Consider the following 20,836-nt stretch of genomic DNA (forward strand, 5'->3'; position numbering starts at 1 on the left):
TCGAACACGCCAAGGCGGGGTCACGGCGGTCAGAACTCGCTAGGGTCGCGCGGGTCATGACCTCCGCCATGGGCGCCCTCAAGGCCGCGACGGCCGCCCACCACGAGCGGCTGGAGCGGCGCGTGGACATCGAGCACGCGCTCGGCTCGCGCGAGCGGTACCGCACGCTGCTCGAGCGCTTCTACGGCTTCTACCGCCCGCTCGAGGACGTGCTCGCGCCGATCACCATCCCGGGGCTCGACTACACCCGCAAGCTGCCCCTGATCGAGGCCGACCTGCAGGCGCTGCGCAGCCGGCCGGACGCGCTGCCGCTGGCCCCGCAGGTGCCGGACGTCGCCACGGTCGGCGAGGCACTCGGGGTCGCGTACGTGATCGAGGGCTCCGCGCTCGGCGGCGCGCTGATCGGCACCCTCGTCCGCCGCCGGCTCGGCCTCGACAGCGCGTTCTTCGCGGGTGGGCCGGGCATCGCGCCGCGCTGGCGCGCGTTCGGCGAGGTCGTCGAGCGTCATGCGCCCGTCAGCACCTCCGCGGCGATCGCGACCTTCGAGGACATGGAACGCTGGTTATGTCGGTAGAGCCGCTGCTGGAGCCGGGCACGCCGGTCGACCTGACCAACTGCCATCGCGAGCCGATCCGCACGCCCGGTGGCATCCAGGCCCACGGCGCGCTGCTCGCCGCCGACGAGACGACGCTCGAGGTCGTCCAGGCGTCGGCCAACGCCGACCAGGTCTTCGACCGCGCGGTGCTGGGCGCCACGCTGCCGGAGCTGCTGGGCGCCGACATCGTGGAGCAGCTGCGCGCCGGCGCGGCCGAGGCCACGCCCAACCTGCGCCCGCTGCGCACCCGCGGCCTGGACGCCTACGCGTACCGCGCCGCGGACCGCGTGCTCGTGATCGAGCTCGAGCCGGTCGGCAGCGGCCCCGCGAGCCTCACGCGCTATCAGGACGAGATCGCCCGCGCGCTCGGCCTGCTGCAGGACGCGCCGACGATCCAGGACCTGCTCAGCCGTGCCGCCCGCGTCGTGCGCGAGCTCACGGGCTCGGACCGCGTGTGGGCGTACCGCTTCGAGCCCGACGACCACGGCGTCATCCTCGCCGAGGAGAAGCGCGAGGACCTTGACGCGTTCCTCGGCCTGCACTACCCCGCCAGCGACATCCCGCCGCAGGCGCGCGCGCTGTTCCTGCAGAACCGCCTCCGGTTCATCCACGACGTCGAGACGCCGGCGACGCCGCTGGAGCCGGTCGTCAACCCGCTCACGGGCGAGTGGCTGGACCTCTCCAAGGGCGTGCTGCGCGCGGTCTCGCCGATCCACATCCAGTACCTCAAGAACATGGGCGCGACCGCGTCGATGTCGATCGCGCTGTCGGTCGGCGGGCGCCTGTGGGGCCTCATCTCCGGTCATCACTACAGCGGCCCACTGTTCGTCCCGCACGAGGTCCGCGCCACCTGCGAGCTGATCGGGATCGTCTGCTCGATGCAGCTCGAGGCGCTGGAGGCGCTGGAGGTCAGCCGCCGCCAGGGCGCGCTGGCGAACCGCCGCTCCGCCGTGATCGACCGCGTCGCCGCCTCGTCGAGCATCCTCGACGGCCTGGCCGCCGCCGGCGAGGACCTGCTGGGCGTCTGCGGGGCGGACGGCGCCGCGATCCGGATCGACGACGAGCTGCGCCTGATCGGCGAGACGCCGGCCGACGTCACCGCGCTCCTGGACGGCCTCACCAGCGCGGACGTGGTCGCGACCGCCGACGCGCCGGGTGAGCTGCCGGGCGTGCTCGCCGCCCCGCTCGCCGTCGCACGCGGCAACCACATCGTCTGGTTCCGGCGTGAGTACGTCCGCACGATCGAGTGGGCGCACGCGCCGAAGAGCCTGGCCGTCAAGGAGCCCGACCGCCTGAATCCCGACGGCTCGTTCCGCACGTGGGCGGAGTCGGTCAAGGGCGAGAGCAAGCCGTGGGACCCGGTCGAGGTCGAGTCCGCGGGCGAGCTGCGCAGCGCGCTGGGCACGTTCCTGATCACCCGTGCCGAGCAGCTCGCCGCGCTCAACGCCGAGCTCGCGCGCTCCAACGAGGAGCTGGACGCGTTCGCCTACGTGGCGGCGCACGACCTCAAGGAGCCGCTGCGCGGCATCTCGAACTTCGCGACGTTCCTGGTCGAGGACTACGAGGACGCGCTCGACGACGAGGCGCGCGAGCGGCTGGCGACGATCACCCGGCTCTCGCACCGGATGGCGGCCCTGCTGGACTCCCTGCTCGAGTACTCGCGGATCGGCCGTGCCGACCTCGACATGACCGACTTCACCGTCGACGAGGTGGTCGCGGACGCGCTCGAGCTGCTGTCGAGCCGGCCGACCGTCCGCGTCGAGGGCGGCGACATGCCCCTGCACGGCGACCGCATCCGCGTGCGCCAGATCCTCGTGAACCTGATCGGCAACGCGGTCAAGTACACGTCGGACGAGCCCGACATCGCGATCACCGCCGCGGACGGCCGGGTCTGCGTCGAGGACAATGGCATCGGCGTCACGCCCGAGCACCACGACGCCATCTTCCACGTGTTCCGCCGCTTGCACCCGCGGGAGGCCTATGGTGGGGGGACCGGCGCGGGCCTGACGATCGCGCGCCGGATCGCCGAGCGCCACGGCGGCGAGCTGTGGCTGGAGCGCTCCACCCCCGGAGCGGGATCGGCGTTCTGCTTTACCCTCGGAGGACCGTGATGGAAGCCGCCCGCACCCTGCAGCCCCTGGCGGTCGTGGAAGACAGCGACGAGGACTTCGAGGCGCTCTCGCGCGTGCTGCGCGAGACGGCGTCCGAGCAGGGCGTCAGGCGCTACATCAACGGCGAGGACGCGATCTCCGGCCTGATCGGCGGCGACGACGCGCGCCCCGCGCTGATCATCCTGGACCTCAACCTGCCGGGCATCCGCGGCATGGAGGTGCTCGCGAAGCTCAAGGGCGACGCGCGCCTGCGCGTGGTGCCGGTGGTCGTGCTGTCGGGCTCCTCGCGCGAGGAGGACATCGACGCCGCGTACGAGGCGGGCGCGAACGCCTACCTGAGCAAGCCGCTCGACTTCACCGAGCTGCGCCGGATCGTGCTCAGCCTCCACGACTTCTGGCAGATCGCGACGCTCCCGGGGCGCGGGCAGTGACCGACGCCGCGGCGACGGTCCTCGTCGTCGACGACAGCCCGGAGAACCGCTACGCGATCCGCCGCTACCTGCGCGGCGACTTCGACGTGTGGGAGGCGGAGACCGGCACCGAGGGCCTGGAGCTCGCGTTGCGCGACCCGGACCTGATCCTGCTCGACGTCCACCTGCCCGACATCAACGGCTTCGACGTCTGCCGCCGGCTCAAGCAGGACGAGCGCACGCGCCACATCCCGGTGCTCCAGCGCTCGCAGTCGCACGTGGACGACGCCGCGCGCGTGTACGGGCTCGAGAGCGGCGCCGACGCCTACCTGACCGAGCCCGTCGACCCCTCCGTGCTCGTCGCCACCGCGCGGGCGCTGCTGCGTGTCCGCCAGGCGGAGGACCGGCTGCGGCTGCTCAACGACGTCGGCGTCGCGCTGGCCACGGCGCTGACCCGCGCGCAGGTCGTGCGGGTGGTCACGGAGACGCTGCGCGGCCAGCTCGGCGCGCGCGACGGCACGATCTACCTGTTCGACGAGACCCACCGCCACCTCCTGCTCGCGCACACGACGCTTGAGCCCGTCGACCCGCGGATGGTGCGCCTGCCGTACGCGGCCGACACGCCGATCTCGCAGGTGGCGCGGACCGGGGAGGCGATGTTCGGCGACGAGGCGACGCTCGAGGCCGCGTATCCCGATCTCGTCGAGGCGTACCGCGGCAACGGCGGTGGCAGCTGGGCGGCGGTGCCGCTCGTGGCCTACGGGACCCGTCTGGGCGCGCTGGGCGTGTCCTTCCCGGGCGAGGCCGCGCTGCCGGACGCCCAGCGCAGCCTGCTGCTCGCGCTCGCCGGCCAGTGCGCGCAGGCGCTCGAGCGCGCCGGTCTCTACGAGCACCAGCACCACATCGCCACGACGCTGCAGGACGGCCTGCTCCCGCGCGAGCTGCCCGAGATCCCCGGCGCCGAGCTCGCGGCCCGCTACAACGCCGGCGCCCGGGCGATGGACGTCGGCGGCGACTTCTACGACGTCATCCCGCGCGGCGACGGCTGGGTGATGGTGATCGGCGACGTGTGCGGCCGCGGCGCCGAGGCGGCGGCGCTCACCGGGCTCGCCCGCCACACCATCCGTGCCCAGGCCCAGCACCTCGAGCACCCGTCCGAGATCATGCTCGCCCTGCACGACGCGATCGTCGCCGAGGTCGGCACCGAGTCCGCGCGCTTCGTCACCGCGGGCTGCGTGGTGTTCGGCGCGGACGGGACGGTGCGCGCCGCGTTCGCCGGCCACCCGCCCGGGCTGATCGCCCGACGCGCCGGCGGAGTGGAGGAGGTGCCGGTCACCGGGCCGCTGCTCGGCCTGCTCGACAGCCCGAAGATCACCGATGCCGAGGCCCGCCTGGAGCCCGGGGACGCGCTCGTGCTCTACACCGACGGCGTGATCGAGGCCCGTCGCGGGCAGGAGCTGTTCGGCGAGGAGCGGCTGTCCGCGCTGCTGGAGACGGTCGGCCCGCGGGGCCTGTCGGCCGACGCGATCGCGGACGCGATCCACGAGGCCACGGTCCAGCACGCCGGCTCCACCGAGGACGATCTGGCGATCCTCGTGCTGCGCCGCGTGTGAGCACGGCAGAGTGCTCGGCGGGACCTGAGTGTATGGTTCCTGCTGGAGCCGGAGGGTGCACGTTGAGCGTGGGCACATCCAGGAGTGGGTGCAGACCCATGAGGCGACGGTCCTGGACGCGGGCTACGCCGCCCGCTTCGACGAGTCGCTCGGCACGTTGCCGTGGCGCGTGGCCGCGCCGGACTGGTCGGCGATCGGGTCCGTGCGGATCCACCTCGACAGCGCGGATCTGTGGGACCGGGTGCAGCGCACGCCGGTCGGCGCGTTCGAGTCGGCGTTCTTCATCTGGGCGGCCGACCAGCCGGGGATCGTCGCGCCGCTGCGCTACATCGTGCGTGACCTGGACGTGCTGAACTGGCGCGCCGCCGGCTGGCGGTTCTTCTGCGGCGCGCGCCGCGAGCCGCTGGGCTGGCAGATCGAGCCGGACCACTTCGGCGCCTACGCCGGCAAGGACCACGTGACGCTGCGGCTGTAGTTCAGCGTTTCGGCCGCGTGTGCCGATACAGGGTCACATGCTGGTCCGTCTTTCCGCGCTCGTCGTGGGTCTCACCCTGTCCGTCTCCGCCGTCGCGCACGCCTACGAGTCGCCCGTCGCATACACCGCCGTGGCCAAGAACCCGGCCGACGCGCTCGCCGAGCTGCCGCTCGAGGAGTCCACTTACGACCCGGCCACCAAGTGCTCCAAGCGCGCGAAGCCCGGGATGACCGCGCTGGTGCAGTGGCTCGGGACCAACGCCCGCGGGGCGTTCTGGGGCACGTACCGGTGCGAGAAGTGGGGCAAGCACTCGGCGTCGCTGCACGCCGAGGGCCGCGCGGTGGACTGGGCGCTGGACGTCGACGACCGCGCGCAGCGCCGTGAGGCCGAGCGGCTGATCGCGCTCCTGCTCGCCCCGGACAAGCTCGGCCAGCCACAGGCGCTCGCGCGCCGGATGGGCGTCGAGGAGATCATCTGGGACTGCAGCTACTGGGGTGCGGGCATGCCGCAGTTCCGACCGTACTCGCCGTGCCTGTCCAAGCGCGGCAAGCTCAAGCGCAAGGTGGACAAGACGATCGCGCACCGCGACCACCTGCACATCGGCATGACCAAGCGGGGCGCGGCCAAGCAGACGTCGTTCTGGACGCGCCGCGCCGCTTAGGGCAGCGGTGCCCGCAGCCAGCGGATCGGGTCGGTCGTGTACAGCGGCCGGCTGGCGACGAGGACCGGCCCCTGGGGGCCGACGGTGATCGCCGGTCCCTGCGTCCACCCGCGCACCCGCGTGATCGTCTCGCCCCTGAGGATGCGGCCGCCCGCCGTCGTGTAGGCGATCCGCAGCGTCCCGACGCCCGGGTCGCGGTCGGCCCACGCGATCGCGCCGCGGCCGGCCGTCAGCGGGAACAGCTCGGAGTTCTGCTCGAGGTCCTCGGTGAACTTGCGCACCGGGCCGAGCGTGCCGTTCGCGAGCCGTACGCGGCCCTCGGCACGGCGGTGGGTGTGGTCGGTCCAGCCGAGGACGATCCGGCCGTCGTCCGTCACGGCCGCGTACGGCCCGGCCATGTCGCGGGTGCGGTTGAGCTTGACCGCGGGGGCGAACCCGGTGCCGGGGCGACGGAAACGCGCGTGGACGGAGAAGATCCGCTCGTCGTGAAGCTGGCTCCAGCCGATCACCGCGTCGCCGCGGTCGTTGGCGGCCACGTTCGGCTCGGAGGGATCCTGCTGGTACCCGACGACCCGGGTCACCGGCCCGAACGACGCCGCTCCGGCCGGGCGGGTGGCCATGACGATCTCGTTGGCGTTCTCGCGCCTGGTCGGTCCATGCTGGCGCCAGGCGAGCACCGCGGAGCCGTTCGGGGTGACCGCCAGCGAGGGCGCGAAGACGTCCTCGCCCCCGAGGTCCTGCGGTGCGCTCCAGACGCCGGCCTCCGTGCGGGTGCGGACCTTCAACCCGGACGCGGGGCGGCCGCCCTGGTCGATGTAGGTGAGCGTCGCCGTGCCGGCGGCGTCGATGCCCATCGCCCACGCGTAGCCGAGGAAGTCGGCCTTCTCCGTGACCAGCTCGGGTGGGCCGAGCACGCCCGCGACCGACCGGTAGCGCACCCACAGCCGCTCGTCGTTGTCGTACCAGAGCACGAGCACGTCACCGCGCGGGCCGACGGTCGCGACGGGGCTCGGGGAGCCGTCGGCGATGACCTCCCACGGCGACGGTCGGCCGTCGGGGCCGATCACCTGCAGCGCGGCGCGGTGCTGGCCCTTCTCGAGGGTGATGAGCGCGATGTGGCCACCCGTCCCGACGGCGTGCTCGCCGGGCGAGTCGCCCTGGGCGGCAGCGGCGGCCGGGAAGGCGAGCAGCGCGGCGACCGCGAGGCCGGCGAGGCGTGCGTGCATGCGGTCGAGATGCCCTGAGCCGGGCGGTTTCATACCCTCTCGCGCGTGAACGACGAGGAGACGCCGCTCTACGTGGCCGCGGTCGACGGGCAGGTCGACGAGGTGGCGGCGCTGCTCGCCGCCGGTGCCGACGCCGACGAGGAGAGCGCCCAGGGCACGCCGCTCTGCGCCGCGGCCTGCTGGGGCCACGCCGACGTCGTCCGCGCGCTGCTCGCCGCCGGGGCCGACCCGCAGCGCGCGGCCGAGGACGACTTCACGCCGCTCGAGTGGGCCGTGCTCGGGCTTCATGAGGAGGCCGCGGTCGCGCTGGTGGAGGGCGGGGCGGACCCGAACGGGCCCGGCGCCCCGCTCGTGCTGGCCGCCGACCGCGGTGCGCTGGGCGTCGTGCGCGCGTTGCTCGCCCACGGAGCCGACCCGTCGCAGCGCGACGAGGAGGGGCAGACCGCGCGCGAAGCCGCCGCGGGCTGGGTGGGCGCGGACGTCGAGCAGGAGCTGATCGCGTCCCTGTCGGGCGATGGGCCGGTCGAGCTCACGCGCACCCCGCGAGCGGGCGGCACGGAGCGGATCGAGGCCTTCCGCCCCAGCGCGGGTGTGGGCGCGGCGATCGAGACCGGCCACGCGCAGATCGTCGCGTTGCTCGGAAACGGGTAGACGGGGCGCATGCGGATCGCGCTGGTGCTGCTCGTCGCCGCGCTCGCCGCCTTCGCGGCGGTGCTCGTCTTCGCCCGCACGAGCGACAACGAGGAGGCGACGCTGCCCCAGGCGACGCCGACGCCCGGCTACGAGCAGCGCACGCGGCTCGTCGAGCGCATCACCCGCGACCAGGACGCGCTCGTCGACGACGGGCTGTACGTGACCCGGGCGAGCGTGGGGGAGGACTGCGTGAACGTCGCGCTGGCCAACCCGACCGGGCCGAACATCGCCTTCCTCGAGCGCCGTTACCCCGGCACGTGCGTCGCGTCCGAGCCCGCCGCCCGCCAGAAGACCTGCAGCGAAGGCGAGCGCACGCTCGCGCGCACCGGCTCGATCGAGGTCCCGGACCTGCGCGACCTCACGCTCGCCGAGGCGTCCCGCGCGGCGCTCGCCGCCGACCTCACCTACACCGCCGACTGCCTGGGGACGGCCGCCACCGAGCCCTGGACCCCGACCGCACCGCCCGACGAGCTCGCCCGCGTCGTCGAGCAGTGCCCGCGCCCCGGCGAGCGGGTCCGCCGCGGCACCGAGGTCGCGCTCGACGCCGTCGTCGTGCTCCCCGGCGCCTTCCGCCACCGGGTCAGCGCGCTCGACGAGGGCGCCTGCCGCGACGGGCGCAACCCCTAGCCAGGCACACGTCCCATCCGTGTGACGACCGCAGCGCTGGACGATGGTCCAGGGCGGCGAGCCGGTGAAGCACTTAGCGTTCCCGCACAGAACGCTATGTTCGCCGTGTCAACAGCTACGGCGGACCCAATGAGAGGACGAGCCGTGACTGTCAGCAGGGTTGTTCGAAGCACGCCGGTTGCCACCGCCCTCGGAGTCGGATTCATCTTCGCCGCGGCGGCTCCAGCGCACGCGGCCAAGATCGCCGTGGTAGGCGGCACCGCCGTGTTCACGGCGGCCAACAACGAGACCAACGTCATCCAGGCCGGCGGCGACGGCGTCGTGTTGACCGTGACCGACTCGGGCGCGAAGCTGACCGCGGGCGCCGGTTGTGTCCAGGTCACGCTCAACCGCGCCACCTGCGCCGAGCCCGCGGGAGGCGGCCCGCGGCCGCTGACCATCGACGCGGGCAACCTGGGCGACTCGATAACCGTGTCCGAGCTCGCGTCGCGCTCGGTCACGATCCTGGGCAAGAGCGGCAACGACACCGCGCTCGTGAGCAGCCAGCTGGGCAGCTCGCCGACGATCGACGGCGGGTCCGGGGACGACACGCTCACCGCGAACATGAACAGCAACGAGGCGCCGACGCTGATCGGCGGGACGGGCGACGACGAGCTGTACCTGAGCCGCACCGACGGCGGGCAGGCGATCGGCGGGGACGGCGACGACCGGATCCGGTACCTCGGCTCGAACTTCTTCCAGCCGCTGTCGCTCGACGGCGGCTCCGGCGACGACACCTACGTCTTCGAGCAGGACTTCCGCCCGGCCAAGATCGTGCCCGGGTCCGGGCAGGACACGCTCGACCAGAGCGCGTGGTCCGGGCCGTTCGGCGGCCTGTACTTCGACATGTCGACGTGCCCGGGCTGCGTCGAGGTCGTGATCGGCTCGGCGCTCGACGACCAGATCGACGGTGACGACCTCGCCCAGACGATCTTCGGCGGCGACGGCAACGACATCATCAGCGGTGGCGGCGGCCGCGACCGGCTGTCGGGCGACGGCGGCGACGACACGATCACCGCCGCCGACAACAAGGCGGACGTCGTCAACTGCGGTGCCGGGCTCGACAGCGTGTTCAAGGACCGGCTCGACGTGATCAACGCCGACTGCGAGACCGTCACCCGCTCCTGACGTGCGGGGTGGGGCGGCGCCCGGCCGGGCGCCGCCCCACCCGCCTAACGCCGCCGCTGCTTCTTCAGCGGCTTCTTGACCGTCAGGGTGCGCGTGCTCGTGACGGTCTTGCCGGTCGGCACCTTGACCGTGGTCAGGATCCGGAGCTTGAGCTTGCCCCGCTTGGCCAGCTCCTTCCGGGCCTTGGCGTTGAGCCGCAGCTTGATGGTCTTCGCCTGGCCGACCGGGATCGAGAAGCGAACCCTGCCGAGCGAGCCCTTGAGCTTCGCCGCCGCCGCGCTGGCCCTGGTCCCACCGGCACGCTTCGAGCAGCCCGAGGGCGTGCACGCCTCGAGCGTGCCGCTGCAGCTTCCCGGCGTCTGCGTCGGCGAGCCGTTGCAGCGCATCGGGAACGGCAGCTCGCCGTTGCCGGAGGGGCGGCACGAGGAGCCCGAGCACCCGTTGTTCGCGCCACCACGGTCGTTCTCGAGCGAGACGCTGCCGAACTCGATGATGTCCGGGCCCGGCGGCGGAGCGAGCACGGTCACGGTGATCGTGGCGACGTTCGAGCGCACGCCGGTGTCCGGGTCGTACGCCGCGTACTTGACGTACTCGACGCCGTCATGGCCCTGCGGGCTGGCGTTGAACGTCGTGCCGACCACGCCGCCGTGCGCGGGGTGCTCGACGATCTCGATCGTGCCGCGGTCGCAGCTGAGCGGCAGCGCGACGGAACCGCGGCGCATGACGCTGACGGCGCCGTCGGCGCAGGCCGGCGGGTTCCCGACCGTCACGCGCACCTCGGCCTCTTCGGACTCCAGGCCGCCGTCGCCGGCGCGGAACCCGACCGTCTCGACGCCCGCGGCCGTTCCCGCCGTGTAGCGCAGGCGCGTGCCGGTCAGCTCACCGCCGCCGCGCGTCTTGCGCAGCGTCACCGGGTCGCCGTCGGGGTCGGCGCAGCGCAGCGTCACCTCCGTCGTCTCGCCCGGGCGCACGGAGGCGTCCGCGTTCGAGCACAGCGGTGCCCGGTTCTGCCCGCCCGGCGGCCGCGTGGCGCGCAGGAAGCGCGCGACCGCGTACTTCGAGTAGGTGTGGCCCGGCAGCGTGTCGGTCGTGTACAGGTCGCGGCCGGTCGGGTCGAACACCAGGTTGCCGGACGAGCCGGCCGGGACCGCGTTGCCGCCCACGCTGGCCGGGCAGGAGGCGGTGCCGCCCGAGGTCAGCTCGCACCGTGGGCCCGACAGCGCGCCCGTTCGCCGGTCCGCGCTGAAGGAGAGCACGCCACCCGCCTGGCTGGTCATGTAGACGTCGCCGCCGTCGGGCGACGTGACGATCTCGGTCGCCGCGTCGACGAGCGGGACGTCCAGGGCGCAGCCGGTGCCGGCCCGCCCGACGCACATCGCGCCGTCCGCCGACCACGTGCGGTCCGCGACGCGCGGCAGAGCCGTCACCCGGTCGCTGATCTGCGCGCCGACGTACAGCGCGCGGCCGTCCGGCGCGAACCGCACCGGTCCCCAGCCCGAGAGGTAGTCCGGTTCCTTCGGGCAGATGAACTCCTTGTCGCCGTTGAGGTGGCAGTCGGCGTCGGTGCGGCACCCGGCGCCCTCCCGCAGGCAGCCGCCGCCGGAGGCGAGCGTGCCGGCCGTCTCGTCCCAGCCGAGCAACGCCAGGTGGTGCTTCGAGCGGATCGCGAGCGTCTTGCCGTCGGGGGAGAAGTCCATCCACGGGCTCCCGTCGAGGATCACCGTCAGCGGCTCACACGGCCGCTTCTCCTCAGGGTGCGCGTAGCAGCGCGCGGACGGCTCGATCTTGCCGCTGGAGAGCGGGTAGACGTTGATCTCGCCATAGGAGCGCTTCTGCCCGGACGGGACCGTGATCAGGAAGCGCCCACCCGGCGAGAGGATCGCGTTGTCGCTGCGGATCGGCACGGCGCAGCCGGGCGCGCCCATGCCGATGCATCCGGTCAGCGTCGGCTCGCCCGCGGCGTCGAGCGCGAGCGAGACGATGCTCATGCGCGGGTTGCCGCCGTCCTCCCAGTTGGTGCCCCGCACGATCAGCTGCTTGCCGTCCGGCGTCAGATGGACGGCGGATGGCTCGAAGTTGACCTCGCCCAACGACGCGCAGTCGCGCGCCGGGCCGGCGGTGACCCAGCACTTCGCGTGGCTCAGCCCGCCCGTCGCAGGGTCGCGCTCGAGCCGCACGAGCGAGGTCTCGTCGGCGACCCAGAGGAAGCGGCCGTCCGCCGTCATCGCCTTCGTGCCGGCCGGAGCGGCGAGCTTGCTCTCACGTTGACCGCAGGACTTGCCCGGGCCGTAGTCGCGTGAGAGGCAGCCGAGGTAGGTGAGCTCGCCCGGCTTGCGGGGGTCATCGTCGTCGCTGATCGTGAAGGTGCCGCGGACGCTCTCCGGCTGCGCGCCGTCGACGCCGCTCAGCTCGAGCTCGATCGTCTCGTCGGGCTCGTCGAGCGTGTCGCCGAAGAGCTTGAGGTCGACCTGCGCCCGGTCGGATCCCGCGATCGAGATCGGCGTGTCCACCGGCTCGTAGTCCACGCCCGGCGTCGCCGTCCCGCCCACCGACCGCAGGCGGCCCTCCACGGTCATGCCGGTGTGGCCGTCGAGGTCGATCCGCACGTACGCGGCCTCGGTGCCGTCGTCGGCCTCGCGCGCCGAGCCGGGCCGGATCGACACGGTCGGGACCTTCCCGGGCTGGAACGTCGTCAGGCGCTTCGCCGCCTGGTCGTCCTCGGTGGCGTCGTGGTTGTCCGGGGTCGAGTCGAAGTCCGGCTCGGCCGCGGCCACCACTTCGGCCTTCAGCTCGCCGCGCCCGACCGCGGTGCCCGTCACCTTCAGCTCGAGCTGCCTGGTGCCGCGCGCGGGGATCTCACCGACCTCCCACCGCGGCGTGTCGACGGTCACGCCCGCGGGGGCCGTGATCGCGACCACGACGCCCGTCGCGGGCTTGGGGTAGGCGTTGGCCAGCTCGAGCGTGACGGTCCGGGTCTCGCCGACGGGCACGTTCGCCGAGGCGGCGGTCATCGTCAGCGACACGTCGCGCTGGGTGATGAAGGGCAGGCAGGCGTCGCCGAGCCCGTCCTCGTCGGCGTCCTCCTGGCCGGGGTCGGCGGCCGCCGGGCAGACGTCCTTGGCGTCGCTGACGCCGTCTTCGTCGGTGTCGACGGCGGCGGCGAGATCGGTCGCCTTGGGCAGGTCGGCGGTCTCGACGGCGCTCTCGTACGTGCCTTCGTCCCAGCCGGTCAGGCCGTGGCGCGAGTAGCGCAGGCGCGACCAGTCGTCGACGCCGGTCAACCAGGTCTGGTTCTCCGGCTTCTGGCACTCCTCAGGCCCCTCGGGGTCGCTGTCGAGATCCTTGTCGTTGAGCCCCATCCGGCGGATCTCGTGCTGTCCGTCGAGGTCGAGGTCGATCGGCAGGTCGAGCCGCACGCGCTCGATCAGGCAGCGGTCCGACTGCTTGTCGTAGATGGAGACCGCCGCCTCCGTCCACGGGTGCTCCGCGCGCTGCGGATACGCCTCGTAGAGCGGCAGGGCCTCGTCGAACGCGGCCTCGTTGCGGGCGAGCGGGGTCTTGCGCGAGAAGTCGAGCGGCCGGCTGTTGAGCGGCACCCGCGTGAGGTACCAGTAGTTCATCACCGACAGGTAGGTGGGCTCGTTGTTCTCGGCCTTCTCGTCCCCGCCGTGGAGCAGGCCGAGCGTGTGGCCGAGCTCGTGCATGAACACGGCCGACTCGAGCTGCGCGACGCAGGCGTCGTACTGGCGGTTGCAGCCCTCGGGACCGGAGCCGCCGCCGAGCATGATGTCCTCGCGCAGGGCGTCGCCGAGCGACACCAGGAAGGCGTCGCGGCCCGGGTCGGCCGCGCCGGCGTGTCCACCGGACACGTGGTTGGCGAAGATCGCGTAGCGGTAGGCGAGCTTGCGCGCGCCGAGGACGCGGAAGCAGTCCTGGTCGGCGCGGTCGTCGGCGGACCCGAAGGCGCCTTCGCACGGATCGGTCCCGCTCACGCCGCCCAGGTAGTCCTGCACGTCGTTGTTGAAGCCGATCGAGCGGCCGCCGGCGTTGATCGCGCCCGTGCCCGGGACCTCTTCGCCCATCACGGTGTGCAGCGCGATCGGCTTGGGCGCGAGCTCGAACGCCTGCTTGACGTCGTAGAGCGCCTTCATGTGGGGCTTGCGGCCCTGCTGCCAGTCGACCTCGACGAAGAGGTCGGGCTTGACCGGGCTGGCGCCTTCGTCCTGCAGACGCAGGTCGGCGGTGCCGTCGGCGTCGTAGTCGATGCCGCTGGTCTCCCAGTTGTCGCAGAGGGCGTCGCCGTCCTGGTCGCCGGTGCAGATCGGCGACATCTCGCTGGTGTTGCCGAGGCGGTCGGTCATCACGGCGCCGTAGGCGGCGTACGTCTTGGCCGTGGCGAGCTCCCACTCGCCGCGCGCGTTCGGGAACGCCGTCCCGATCAGCTCGCCACCCCGGGGGCGGCCCTTGAGCGCCTCAGTGGAGTTGAACCCGTACACGTCGATCAGGGTCTCGGCCGCGTCGAAGCGGTCGAGCTGGCCGACGATCTTGCCGCCGTCGGCCGTGAGCGGCAGCACGCCGACGGGCGTGTTCGCCCAGTCGTCGCCGTCATTGTCGTCGTTGGCCGTCGCGCCCGCTTCCGCGAGGTCGACGTCCAGACCGGTGTTGCCACGCATGCGGTTGCCGCGCACGGTGATCTGCGACTTCGCGAGCACGTGCACGCCGGGACCCTGGTTGCCCTCGATCCGGTTGCAGCGGGTCTCGCGGCAGTTGATGTCCTCGGGCTTGCCGTCGGCCTCGACCGTGTAGCCGATCACCGCGTCTCCGCCCTTGGCGTCGGCGAGCACGCCGGCGCCGCGGTTGTCGGTGATGTAGTTGCCCATGATCACGGACTTCTTGGCGCCGTTGATGCGGATGCCGGGCCCGTAGTTGCGCGAGATGTAGTTGCGCGCGTCGATGCCGAGCGCGCCGCCGACGACGGTGTTGCGCCCGCCGGCGAGGTAGATGCCGACGTCGTTCGGGATCGGGGCGTCGGCCGTGGTGTTGAGGCCGATGACGTTCTGCCGGAGCGTCGTGCCGTTGGCGTCGCCGGCGACGTGGACGCCGCGGCCGTTGCCGGAGATGATGTTCGCGTCCGTGCTGCTGGAGCCGCCGACGCGCGTGTTGGTCGCGGTGCCGAGGATCAGCACGCCCGCGCCGGCGTTGCCGAAGTCCTGGCTCGGTGACGGCTCGCCGTCGGTCCCCGTGCCGATGCGGTTGGCGCGGATGATCACGTCGTCGGTCGGTCCGTTGACGGCGATGCCCTGGGCGTTCGCGGAGACGGTGTTGCTCTCCACGAGCGCGCCGTCGGCCTGGACGTTGAGGCCGACCGTCCCGTTGCCGAGCGGCTTGGCGTCGGCGCTGACGCCGATCCGGTTGCCGCGGACGACCACGTTCGTGCCGTCGAGCACCTGGACGCCGTCGGTCGAGTTGCCCGCCGCGACGTTGCCGGGGCCGAAGGTGAGGTCGGACGGCGCGTCGCCGCCGCCGGCCGGGCGCCCGGTCGCGAAGCCGATCTTGTTCGGGAGCTTGCCGACGCCGTCGAGGTCGGTGCCGAAGCGGTTGCTCGTGACCGTGACGCGCTTGGCGGCGCCCGTCACGTACATGCCCTGCTCGCTCGTGTTGGCGACCGTGTTCTCGTTGATGGTGATGTCGGCCGGCGCTTCCTGCAGGCCGTCGGCGACGACGCCGACGCCGAAGCGGTTGCGGGAGGCGGCGGTCGCGGTCTTGCCGCCGTACTCGGTGCCGACGAGGTTGCCCGCGATCGTCGAGCGGTCCGAGCCGCCGTTGAGCTCGATGCCGAGGTCGTTGCCGGCGACGAGGTTGAACTCGGCCGGGCCGGTCCCGCCGATCGCGGTCTCGGGCGAGTCGTGGACGTAGATGCCGATGTCGTGGCCGAGCGGCTCGCCCGTCGGCGACTCGGCGAGGCCGGAGGCGCTCAGGCCGACGAAGTTGCCCCAGATGTCGGTCTCCTTCGCCGCCAGGACGCTGATCCCGTAGGAGTCCTCGCGCTTGCCGAGCACGACGTTGCCGACGATCCGGTTCTGCTCGGTGCCGCGGCCGGCGAGGTTGGCGGGCTCGGTGAGCAGGATCCCGGTCTCGGTGTTGGCGCGCTCGCCGCGGCCGTCGGTGGTCGTGCCGATGTAGTTCCCATAGATCAGGTTCCCGCTTGCGCCCCGGTCCATCAGGACGAGGCCGATCTCGGTGCCGGAGATGATGTTCTTGTCGGCGTTGGGGCCGCCGATCAGGTTGACCGCGCTGTTGATCAGCGCGAGGCCGAGCATCCGGTCCTCGGTCGACCGGCGCGCGGAGGCGCTGCCGTCGGGCTTGAGGCCGATCCAGTTGCCCTTGACGGTCATGCGGTCGGCGCCGTCGAAGCCGATCTGGGCGTAGGGGAAGGAGTGAATGATCAGGCCGCGGATCGTCGACTCGTCGGCGTCCCGGAAGTCGAGACCCCACGGGCGCAGGAAGCGGATCACGCCGTCGTTGCCCGACCGCGTGGCCTTGGCCTTGGGCTGCTCGAGCGGCTCGGCGAGGGCGCCCTTGAGCGCTGCCGGGCGGACGTCCTCCGGGATCAGGCTGCCGTCGATCTCGATCTGCGGGGCGCCGGTCGGGCCGGAGCCGTCGATCGTGACGGTCTGGGTGATCGGGGGGAGCGGGGTGGCGGGCGTGAACTTCGCGCCGCCGATCAGGTCGAAGGTGATCGTGTCTTCACCGGCACGGAGGTTCGCGGTGTGGATCGCGCCGCGCAGCGTGCAGACGGTGGTGGTGGGTTGGTCGCAGCGTTCGCCGGTGTCGGCGGTCGAGTTGACGACGATCGTCCCGGCCGGCGTGAACGGGCTGGCCTGGGCGGAAGTGGGGAGGAGGATCGCCAGCAGGAGCGCGATCGCGGGAGCAAGTATGCGGACCATCAGGTCCGCGAACGTACGGCCGCGCGTCGGCGCTGCAATCCACCGAACGGTGTCGTCGTGGGGTCCGGAGGGATGATTCACAGCTCGAGCCCCTCCGTATGGCCAGGCTTGACGAAGCCGCTCTCGTAGGCGAGCACGACGGCCTGGACGCGGCTCGTCACGCTCAGCTTGGTCAGCACGCGGTTGACGTGCGTCTTCACGGTCGCCTCGCTGAGCTCGAGCTCCGCCGCGAGCGTGGCGTTCGAGAAGCCGCGCGCCAGCTGGCGGACGATGTCGCGTTCCCGCGCGGTGAGCGTCTCGAAGCGGTGCAGCAGCGCGCCACGCGCGTTCCCGAGCTGCAGCTCGACGAGCCGCTTGGTGATCGGCGCGGCCAGCAGCGTCTCGCCCGCCGCCACCGCGCGGACCGCGTCCGCGAGCCGCGCGGGCGGCGCGTCCTTGAGGAAGTAGCCCGTCGCGCCGGCCCGGATCGCCCGCAACGCGAGCTGATGGTCGTCGTGGCTGGTGAGCACCAGCACGGCGGCGCGCGAGCCCGCGGCCTTGATCCGCTTGGTCGCCTCGATCCCGTCGATGCCCGGCATCCACACGTCCATCAGCACCACGTCGGGGTGCCGCTCGAGCGTGAGCTCGACGCCCGCCGCGCCGTCCGCGGCCTCCCCGGTCACCTCCAGGTCCGGCTCGGCGTCGAGCAGCGCCTTGATCCCGCTGCGGACGAGCACGTGGTCGTCGACCAGCACCACCCGCGTGCGCCGCCCCGTCATGCCGCGGGCACGGTCTGGACGCCACCGACCGCGAGCAGCGCCGCCCGGTCGTCCGGGTCCGTCGCCGGGTCCGCGATCACCGTGAGCAGCTGCTCGAGCCCCGCGGGCGTGATCAGCGCCAGCACCCGCGTCGGCCGCGTGGCCGTCAGCCGCCGCGGCACGCCCCGCTCGAGCACGACCGTCGCCCCCGTGCCGAGCGTGCTCGGCTCGCGGTCGACGACCAGCGCCAGCTCACCGTGCAGCACGTGCAGGATTACGTCCTCGAGCTGCGCGACGTGCGGTGGGATCTCGGTGCCGTCGGCCACGACCGCCTCGACGAGCGCGTACTCGCCTTGCGTCGCATGACCGGCGACGGTCACATTCAGGTTGATGCCGGGGAGGAGGTTCATACGCCGCCGATGCTGCGCGTGCGGCGCGCGGGCTTCATCAGCGGAGCACCCGAACATGTACCCCTACTGCTCGGCGTGGCGCTCAGCTCGAGTGGCGCGCGGCCGACGTTGCCGCGTCCGGGGAGCACACCGTCGGGCGTCGCGTCAAGCAACTCGGTCGCTTCGCGGGCGAGCCGCTTGACCCGCCGCACGCCGGCGTGCTCTGGGCTGGTCAGGCCGGCTGGGGCCGGCGAGCCCCCGCGCGGGGCCAACCCGCGCTCGAGGCACGCGAGCGTCCGGTTATCCGCGCCAGAGGGGCGCCAACTGACCACTCGCCGCGGCCATCGGTCACTTTGCTGGGCAGAGCCCAGCAAACCCACCACGCCCACTGCGGACGAGCGTGCAGGCCCCCGACGGTGTGCTCCCGAACCACGCAGCGCGCCCCGGCGCGCCACGTGAGCTGTGCTCCTAGGCGAGAGCGTCGGCGAGCTGCGAGCGGCCCTTGATGCCCAGCTTCGTGTAGGCCCGCCCGAGGTGCACCTCGACCGTCTTCAAGGACACGAACAGCGCCTCGGCGATCTCGCGGTTGCGCAGGCCGCGCACCGCGAGCTCGGCGACTCGGCGTTCCTGGGCGGTCAGGGCGTCCACGCCGCTGAAGGCGAGGCGTTGCGGGCGGGCGCCGGCGACGACGAGCTCCTCGTGCACGCGGGCTTCGAGGGCGACAGCGCCGCAGCGGTGGGCCAGGTCGCGGGCCTCGCGGAGCGGCGGGCGGGCGTCGGCGCGGCGGCCGTCGCGGCGCAGCGCGAAGCCCAGCTCGGCCAACGCGGTCGCGCGCACGAGTGGGAGCGGGGCTCGCTGGGCCGCGTCGACCGCGCGTTGGGCGTCGCCGAGGGCGAGGTGCAGGACGGCCTCGGCGCCCGCCGCCTCGCGGGCCTGGGCGCGGTCGATCTCGGTGCGCGCGAAGGCCTCGGCCTCGTCGGCGCGGCCGAGCGCCAGCAGGATGCGCACGCGCAGGGCGTGGGAGTCCTCGCGCAGGCCGATCAGCCAGCGGCGCGCCGCGTCGGCGGACTCCTGACGCTCGAGGGAGGTCAGCGCGGCCTCGGGGTCGCCCTCCTCGAGCTGCAGGCGGGCGCGCGTGGCCCAGAGGCCGAAGATCGAGGCGGTCGGGCCCGGTTCGGGGATCGCGGCGAGGGCGTCGCGCGCACCTGGGAGGTCGCCGCGGTCGAGCAGGATGCCGCCGAGGGTCGTGCCGATCGCGGTCTCCGGCACGTGCGCGCCGCGCCCGAGGTCGAGGCCGTGGCGGGCGAGGTCCTCCGCGCGGCGCAGGTGGCCGAACCGGCGCTCCCAGCGCGCCTCCAGCCAGGCGGCGGCGCCGGCCGACGAGCGCGAGCCGGCGCGGTCGGTCAGGTCGGTCATCGCGCGGATGGCCTCCTTGGCCTCGTCCGCGGCCTCGACGGCGAGCAGCGCCTCGATCGCCCACAGCGCGGCGAAGCGCTCCACGCCGAGGCGCGCGAACACGCGGGTGTCCGCGAACGCCCGCCGCCACGCGGGCAGCACCTCCGAGCGTGGGGCGCCCGCCATCGCCCGGGCGTGCGCGAGGTGGCAGAGCAGCGTCGGCCGGTCGCTGTCCCGGTGCCGCTCGACGGTGGCGAGGTACTCCTCGGCGTCGTCGTCGCGGTAGGACAGCGCTTCGACGAGCTGATCCTCGAGCTCGCCCCGGCGGGCCTCCGGTGCTCGCGGGATGGCCGCCCGCAGGCGGGCGGCGGCACGGCGCGGCTCGCTCGCCAGCACGAGCGCCGCGGCGGCGATCGCGGCCGCGTCGGCCGCCAGGTCGGGTGAGACGTCGCCGGCGAGCGCCTCGTCGAGTGGCGGCAGCGGGTCCTCGCCCAGCCGGAAGCGTGCGAGCCCGAGCGCGACGAGGCTCTCCGGCGTCGCGGGCGAGCAGCGCGACAGCAGCGTCAGCGCCACGTCCGGCGCGCCTTCCGCGAGCGCGCGGCGACCGGCGCGCGCCAGGATCTCCGACGCCCACGGGTCGTTCGCGGGCTCGGCGGCCAGCAGGTGGGTGGCCACCACGCCGTCCAGCGCGCCGTCCGCGTGCAGCCGCCGGGCCGCCTCGCGGTGCAGCCGGGCGCGCTGCGCGCCGAGGTCCGCCTCGACCACCTCACGCACCATCGGATGCGTGAAGCGCGCGTCCGCCGGGTCGATCAGGTCGGCCTGCGCGAGCTGGTCGAGCTCTGACGCCGCCTCGGCCGGCGTCAGCCCGGACAGGGCGGCGACCCGCTCCAGGCTCGTGGCGTCGCCGAGCACGGCGATCGCCCGCGCCACGGCCAGCGCATGGTCCGAGAGCCGCCGGATCCGGGCGGTGACGGTGCGGGCGACCGTGCCCGGAACGGTGGTCCGCACCGCTTCGGCCTCGTCCGCGCGGCCCGCGAAGGGCGCCGACTTGAGCAACTCGGTCAGCAGCAGCGGGTTTCCCCGGGTGGTTTCGAAGCACGCCGCGATGAACCCGGGCTCGGCGTCGAGCTTCGCGCTCACGAGCGCCCGCACCGCCGCCTCCGACAACGCGCCCGGCCGGTGCAGCCGCGTGGCCGGGGCGGTCGCGAGCCCGTCCAGCAGCTCCTGCTCGGCGCCCGGCTCCGCGGGCCGCGCGCCGATCGCGAGCAGCACCGGCAGGTCTTCGACGCGCCGCGCGAGCGCGTCCAGGAACCGCAGGCTCGGCGCGTCCGCCCAGTGCGCGTCGTCGATCACCAGCAGCAGCGGCTGCTCCGCGGCGAGGTTGACCGCCAGCCAGTAGAGCCCGTAGAGCGTGCTGTGCGCCGGGTCCTGCTGGTCCGCGGCGGGGACCGTCGCGAACACCGGCTCGGCGAGCGCGGCCGCGCCCGCGAACAGGTGCTCGCGCCGCGCCGCGTCGGCGCCGTGCAGCTCGGCGTCGAACAGCTGACGCACGATCCCGAAGGCGAAGTCGCGCTCCAGCGGCGCGCCCGTCGCGGCCAGCACGCGCAGCCCGTTGTCCGCCGCCTCCGCCCGCAGCACGCGCAGCAGCGACGTCTTGCCGTGGCCGGCCGGCGCCTCCAGCAGCGCGACCGATCCGCGGGCCGCGCGCGCCCCGCTCAGCTGGCTCGCGAGGCCCTCCAGCTCGGCCCCGCGCTCGAGCAGCGTGTTGGGGCCGGCGTCGATCACTGGC

14 protein-coding genes are annotated in these 20,836 nt (G+C 73.5%); 9 read left to right on the forward strand and 5 right to left on the reverse strand.

Going from position 1 to position 20,836, the window contains the following annotated elements; genetic code table 11:
• Positions 1-56: 56 nt before the first annotated feature.
• Genes C8N24_RS23620 through C8N24_RS23645 form a run of 6 tightly spaced genes read left to right on the forward strand, consistent with a single transcriptional unit; the run spans position 57 to position 5,866 of the window.
• Positions 57-575, forward strand: coding sequence for a biliverdin-producing heme oxygenase (locus tag C8N24_RS23620; protein WP_121254763.1), 519 nt, complete (start codon positions 57-59; stop codon positions 573-575).
• Positions 566-2,707 (forward strand): ATP-binding protein, encoded by a 2,142-nt coding sequence (locus C8N24_RS23625; protein ID WP_121254765.1) that lies wholly within the window; start codon positions 566-568, stop codon positions 2,705-2,707. Before C8N24_RS23620 ends, C8N24_RS23625 begins: the two co-directional genes overlap by 10 nt.
• Positions 2,707-3,138 (forward strand): response regulator, encoded by a 432-nt coding sequence (locus C8N24_RS23630; RefSeq protein WP_121254767.1) that lies wholly within the window; start codon positions 2,707-2,709, stop codon positions 3,136-3,138. The genes C8N24_RS23625 and C8N24_RS23630 overlap by 1 nt, the downstream gene beginning before the upstream one ends.
• Positions 3,135-4,730: a SpoIIE family protein phosphatase gene (locus tag C8N24_RS23635; RefSeq protein ID WP_121254769.1), complete on the forward strand. Its 1,596-nt coding sequence runs from the start codon at positions 3,135-3,137 to the stop codon at positions 4,728-4,730. The genes C8N24_RS23630 and C8N24_RS23635 overlap by 4 nt, the downstream gene beginning before the upstream one ends.
• Before the next feature lie 55 nt (positions 4,731-4,785).
• Complete coding sequence (locus C8N24_RS23640; protein WP_147447952.1) at positions 4,786-5,205, forward strand: hypothetical protein; 420 nt, start codon at positions 4,786-4,788, stop codon at positions 5,203-5,205.
• Positions 5,206-5,242: 37 nt separating this feature from the next.
• Complete coding sequence (locus tag C8N24_RS23645) at positions 5,243-5,866, forward strand: VldE C-terminal domain-containing protein (protein ID WP_121254772.1); 624 nt, start codon at positions 5,243-5,245, stop codon at positions 5,864-5,866.
• Here the strand turns inward: C8N24_RS23645 and C8N24_RS23650 are convergent.
• Positions 5,863-7,092 carry a hypothetical protein gene (locus C8N24_RS23650; RefSeq protein WP_121254775.1) on the reverse strand — a complete coding sequence of 410 codons (1,230 nt, stop codon included), beginning with the start codon at positions 7,090-7,092 and terminating at the stop codon, positions 5,863-5,865. The two genes, C8N24_RS23645 and C8N24_RS23650, sit on opposite strands and share 4 nt — an antisense overlap.
• A 45-nt stretch (positions 7,093-7,137) precedes the next feature.
• Here C8N24_RS23650 and C8N24_RS23655 point away from each other — a divergent pair, with 45 nt between their 5' ends.
• The 3 genes from C8N24_RS23655 (at position 7,138) to C8N24_RS23665 (ending at position 9,579) form a co-directional block, all read left to right on the forward strand.
• A complete protein-coding gene (locus C8N24_RS23655; RefSeq protein WP_121254777.1) occupies positions 7,138-7,743 on the forward strand; it encodes an ankyrin repeat domain-containing protein in 606 nt (201 codons plus the stop codon).
• 9 nt (positions 7,744-7,752) lie between these two features.
• On the forward strand, positions 7,753-8,412 hold the full coding sequence (locus C8N24_RS23660) for a PASTA domain-containing protein (RefSeq protein WP_121254779.1): 660 nt from the start codon (positions 7,753-7,755) through the stop codon (positions 8,410-8,412).
• Between the two features lie 264 nt (positions 8,413-8,676).
• The gene (locus tag C8N24_RS23665; protein WP_211340126.1) at positions 8,677-9,579 is read left to right on the forward strand and encodes a calcium-binding protein; all 903 of its coding nucleotides are present in this window, start codon (positions 8,677-8,679) and stop codon (positions 9,577-9,579) included.
• 44 nt (positions 9,580-9,623) lie between these two features.
• Here C8N24_RS23665 and C8N24_RS23670 read toward each other — a convergent pair whose 3' ends face one another.
• The 4 genes from C8N24_RS23670 to C8N24_RS23685 all read right to left on the reverse strand — a co-directional run bounded on the left by C8N24_RS23670 (position 9,624) and on the right by C8N24_RS23685 (position 20,832).
• The gene (locus tag C8N24_RS23670; protein ID WP_121254783.1) at positions 9,624-16,526 is read right to left on the reverse strand and encodes a right-handed parallel beta-helix repeat-containing protein; all 6,903 of its coding nucleotides are present in this window, start codon (positions 16,524-16,526) and stop codon (positions 9,624-9,626) included.
• Positions 16,527-16,603: 77 nt separating this feature from the next.
• Positions 16,604-17,284 carry a response regulator gene (locus C8N24_RS23675; protein WP_121254785.1) on the reverse strand — a complete coding sequence of 227 codons (681 nt, stop codon included), beginning with the start codon at positions 17,282-17,284 and terminating at the stop codon, positions 16,604-16,606.
• Positions 17,281-17,673 carry a cupin domain-containing protein gene (locus C8N24_RS23680; RefSeq protein WP_170179355.1) on the reverse strand — a complete coding sequence of 131 codons (393 nt, stop codon included), beginning with the start codon at positions 17,671-17,673 and terminating at the stop codon, positions 17,281-17,283. Before C8N24_RS23680 ends, C8N24_RS23675 begins: the two co-directional genes overlap by 4 nt.
• A 447-nt stretch (positions 17,674-18,120) precedes the next feature.
• Complete coding sequence (locus tag C8N24_RS23685; RefSeq protein ID WP_121254789.1) at positions 18,121-20,832, reverse strand: helix-turn-helix transcriptional regulator; 2,712 nt, start codon at positions 20,830-20,832, stop codon at positions 18,121-18,123.
• Positions 20,833-20,836 lie beyond the last annotated feature (4 nt).

Origin of the sequence: Solirubrobacter pauli (assembly GCF_003633755.1) — a bacterium.
GTDB lineage: Bacteria > Actinomycetota > Thermoleophilia > Solirubrobacterales > Solirubrobacteraceae > Solirubrobacter > Solirubrobacter pauli.